This is a genomic window from Saccharopolyspora sp. (assembly GCF_017434145.1).
GTDB classification, from domain to species: Bacteria; Actinomycetota; Actinomycetes; order Mycobacteriales; family Pseudonocardiaceae; genus Saccharopolyspora_C; species Saccharopolyspora_C galaxeae.
In genome coordinates this window covers 1-4,539 of record NZ_JAFRFW010000465.1, presented here as the reverse complement: position 1 = coordinate 4,539, position 4,539 = coordinate 1, and the positions used below count along the sequence as shown (strand labels likewise).

Here is a 4,539-nt window from a genome sequence, read left to right as displayed (position 1 = left end):
GCTTCAGCGAAGTCCGGAAGGCTTATCCGTAATTGCGATGCATGACACGATAATTCATTCATATCAGAGCTGGTTTCTATCGTCCTAGACATGTAACATTAGCTGCATGTCAGTGGTCGGATCTACCGTGAACAACGGCAGTGAGCGAGCCTCTTGCAAGTGGAGGGTTTCCGTGCAATTATTTCGCTATGGCACTCCATGCGGAGCTTCAGAAGACGCTCGAGAAATTCGTCGAGCAGCATCGCCCCGCGTTGGCGACGGTGCGTCTCGACCTGCCGGCGGCGATCACCGAGGTCGGGAAGATGTGGTCGGCGCGACACGCGGATCCAGCCGAGGTGTCCGGCGAGACGTTCTGCGCGGATGTGCGGCACATGATGCGCGACATCTGGAAAAAGGAACGCAACGGCAAGCCGGGGATCAATCTGCAGTGCAACCGGGGGCAGGGCGGCGGCACCGTATTCATGAACCTGGGCACAGAGTTTCGGCTGCGGAAATTCCTGTCCAGGCATGTGCAGGCGGCGGTCGACCGGGACGTCGTACTCCCGCCGGAGGTGGAGAAAGCACTCGCGAGTGGCAGTCTGCAGCCGAAACAGATGAACCTGTTCACGAACTGGGGCCTGGTCGATTCGTCCGCCGAGGACAGCGACGACGAGGCCGAGCCTGTTCACGACGGCATTTACGCGTTGTGGTCAACGAAGGACAACACCACGTTGGAGTCGCTTCACCTGGCCGTGGTGCGCGGCTTGAAGAACCCTGCCAGTGCGGAGATCTTGGCGCTGGTGGAGTTCCCGCCGGCGACGGAGTCGCCGTTCTACGGGCAGGAAAGGCCGAAGCCGGTCGGCGGCGCTCCGGCGGACGACTTCGCGCACTACGAAACGCCCGTCAAGAGCACGGGCAACTTCGGGAGCTTCGAGACGCCGGTCACTGGCCCGGGCAGCGACGACGAGCCGCCGGACCCCACGCCTACGCCTGCGTAGCCGTCACAGCAGGGGGAAACTGGTATGCAGCGGGGACCTGCAGCGTTGAATCGGATGAGCAATGAAGGCGACGGTGAACGTTTACGGACGCCGGGTGCGTCAAGCCCGGATCATGCGGAAGATGACCGCGAAGTCACTGGCAGCTGAGCTGGGATGGCCGTCGGCGGCTCGGTTGACCCGTCTGGAGAAGTCGATCACGGGCGAGATCAGTACGGCGGAGCTGGAGGCGTTGACGACGATTCTGCGGTTCCCGCCCCGGTTCTTCACTACTGAGCCTCCGATGCGAATTCATGCGTCGGACTTGCTGTTCCGTGCGCCGCAGTCGACAACGAAGACTGAGCAGGAGTATCTGGCGGACTTCGCGTCGATGGTCGGGGAGTTTCTCGACGAGCTGCACTCGCGGTGGCAGTTGCCGGCGGTGAAGATCCCGATGGTCGATCCGTCGGCGCCTGTCGCGGAAGCGGCGGCGCGGGTGCGTGAAGCGCTCGGTGTGGCCTGGGATGAGCCGATCGACTACCTCACCCACAACATCGAGCACGCGGGTGTGCCGATCGTGATGCGGCGGATGCTCGCCGCCGCCACACTGCGCGACGGTGACGGTGGAGCCGCGTCGGAGAAGCACCTGGGGTACTCGACGCGAGTTGGTGAGTTCAAGGCACGCCCGCTGATCGTGGTGCGGCAGTCGACGTCGTGGGAGCGGACACGGTGGACGCTCGCACATGAGCTGGGCCACCTGAGCTTGCATTGGAGCGGTGACGTCACCGAGGACAAGGAGGAGCAGGCCTCACGGTTCGCGTCCGAGTTGCTTGCGCCTCTCGCGCAGATCCGCAAGGAGGTCTCACCGACACCGTCGTTGATGTCGCTGGTGCCGGTCAAGCAGAAGTGGGGCATCTCGATCGGCGCACTGCTGCGGCACCTGCACACCGGTGGCATGCTCGACGACGACCGGTTCCGCAGCTTGCAGAAGCAGCTCTACCAGCGGGTGAACCCCGACACCGGTCGGACTTGGGGCCGGACTGAACCGGGCTGGGATGACCGCGCCGTGGAACGGCCCCGGTTGCTGAGCAAATGGGTCGAGCTCGGCTTTGCTGTGCCGTCCGCTCAGCTTCTGTCGACCTACGACCTGATCTTCCCCGGCGACATTCTCGGGGACTTCCTGGTCGGGCAACGCCCTGCGCCGTCGACCAGCGCATCGCCTGCGGCACCGGCCGTACCGGCCGTCGAAACGACCACCGGTTCGCGGGGCGGCGATCGCGGCGCCGGGGACGGTACCGCCGATGTGATCGACTTCCGCCGGTTCCAGCAGCGTTCCCGGCGAGCCTGACCCCAGGCGAGCCAGGGCGAGGAGGTGCGGGGCGGTGGCGAAGGTACAGCGGGTGCGGTACTCAGACCGACCCGGCACGTACGTCGTGGTCGATGACCTCGATCGGCCGATCAAGCCGGCCCGCGAGTACCTGCGGTTCCTCACGGCGAGCGCAGCGTCACCAAACACGGTCCGCGCGTACGCGGCCGGATTGGCGTTGTGGTGGACGGTGCTCGATCACAGCGGGCACCGCTGGGACGAGTTCCCCACCACCTTGTTCGGGCAGTTCCTGACATTCCTGCGGACCGGGGATCTGCCGGGAACTCGGCAGATCGGCCCGGAGGTCGTCGGCGGCTCATCGACCGCGACGGTGCAGCTACGGGCGACCGCGGTGCTCAGCTTCTACCGGTTCCAGGCCGACGCGCACCACCTACTGGGCCCGTACGAGAAGCTGTTCACCTCGCACGGGCAGTGGCGGCGCCGCTCCCGCTACATCGGGTTCCTCGACGGCGTCGGCCCGCACCAGAGCGCCGATCACCCGATCTACCGGGTCCGGCAACCCAACCGGGCCGCCACCCCGGTGCTGCTGCCCCGGGAGGTCGCCGCGATCCTCAACGCCTGCGCCACGCACGACGGCACCAGCTGGTCCGGCGGTGGCACTGGGCTGCGGAACCGGCTACTGTTCGCGGTCCTGGCTGAGACCGGCATGCGCCTGGGTGAGGCGTTGTCGTTGCGGCATCACGACTTCCACATCGGCGGCGGCGGTACCCCCTGGGTCGAAGTCGCCGGCCGCCAGGACCACCCCCACGAGGTGCGCTGCAAGACCGGGCCGCGGCGGATCTACGTCGGCGACGACCTGGCCGCGCTCTACTCGGAGTACGTGTGGGCGCTGATCGACGACGGCGCCGACCTCGACGTGCCTGATTTCACCACGCATTTCGTGTTCGTCAACCTCACACACGGGACACGGTTCGCGCCGATGCGCCCGGAGACGGTCTACTCGGCAGTCCGGTCGGTCACCCGCCGCTGCAACAGCCATGCCACCGATGGTGGCCATGGAGGCCCGGCGCAGCAGGTGCTGCAGCCGGGATGGACACCGCACTGGTTACGGCACACCCACGCCACCGCGTTACTGCTCTCCGGTGTCGCGCCTCATGTCGTGATGCGCCGTCTCGGCCACGCGGACGTGCAGACCACCCTGTCGACGTACGGATGGGTCACCGAGGACGCCGAAATGCGCTCGATCGCGCAATGGCGCAGCTACGTCGCCGGATGGAAAGGGCTGCACAATGACTGAACCCGGGCGGGCCCCGCGACTGTCCGCCGCCGCGGCCACCGCATTCACCTGGCAGGCGCAAGCAGCCCTCGTCCCGGCAGCATGGCGCGAGCCGATCTACCAGATCGACTCACCAGAGCACCGGGAGGTGTTCCGGCAGAACTCGCGGTACCTCGGCAGGCGGCTGGACTTCACCCCGGCGGACTGCCCGCCGAGGTTCGGCCGCGAGGTCGCATGGTTCGTGTGGCTGTGTGCCACCGACCAGATCGGCAAGATCGAACCGGCCTACCTGCGCTGGTGCTGCGAGGCGATCTCCCTGGCCTGCCAGAGCCACACCCGTGAGCACGGGCACGCCCCGGAGTCGATCACCGACATGAGCTCCTCGATGCTGCTGCGTCACGCCCTGCTCGCATATCAGACCCGCAACAAGCGGCTGCCGCCGCTGAACACGCGCCGCAGCATCACGCACCTGATCGAGCACCTGCACCTGTACCTGTCGGTGCGGTGCACCGACCGCAGCTGGTGGGAGCACGACATCTGGGACCTGCGGGTCGATCCGCGGATCCCCCAACGTGAGCACGAACCCAGCCACGACATGGCCGCACGCCTGGGCGGCATCGAACCGGTATGGCTGCGCGAAGGGGTGCGGTTCTGGTTGCGGGTGTCCATCACCGCCGAGCTACTGCGCTGGTCCTCGGCGGTGGAACGCTCGAGGATGGCGGCCAGGCACCTGGGGCGGTTCCTCACCGCGACCGGGCACCTGACCGATCCGGTCCTCGCCGACGATCCCGCCCAGTTGCGGATGGTCTTCACCGACTTCGCGGCGTGGCTGCGGAGCCCAGAAGCGTCAGCCCGCCCGGACCGGCGGCTGACCGGCACGGCGATCGAGGCGACCGTGTCGCAGACGCAGGTGTTCTACACCTTCATGGTCGACCACGCCGACGAGGCGGCCGCCGCCACCGGTATCGCCCGCTGGGGCGCGG

Annotated in this window: 4 protein-coding genes; all 4 read left to right on the top strand. The window is 66.9% G+C overall.

Annotated features, from left to right (window positions below):
* Positions 1-188 precede the first annotated feature (188 nt).
* Complete coding sequence (locus IJH84_RS12825) at positions 189-977, top strand: hypothetical protein (protein ID WP_168546439.1); 789 nt, start codon at positions 189-191, stop codon at positions 975-977.
* A 121-nt stretch (positions 978-1,098) separates the two neighbouring features.
* Positions 1,099-2,301 carry an ImmA/IrrE family metallo-endopeptidase gene (locus tag IJH84_RS12820; protein WP_246207829.1) on the top strand — a complete coding sequence of 401 codons (1,203 nt, stop codon included), beginning with the start codon at positions 1,099-1,101 and terminating at the stop codon, positions 2,299-2,301.
* A gap of 52 nt (positions 2,302-2,353) precedes the next feature.
* Complete coding sequence (locus IJH84_RS12815) at positions 2,354-3,577, top strand: tyrosine-type recombinase/integrase (protein ID WP_295144479.1); 1,224 nt, start codon at positions 2,354-2,356, stop codon at positions 3,575-3,577.
* Positions 3,570-4,539: hypothetical protein (locus IJH84_RS12810; RefSeq protein ID WP_295144476.1), on the top strand; the 970-nt coding region annotated here is incomplete at its 3' end. The genes IJH84_RS12815 and IJH84_RS12810, both read left to right, overlap by 8 nt.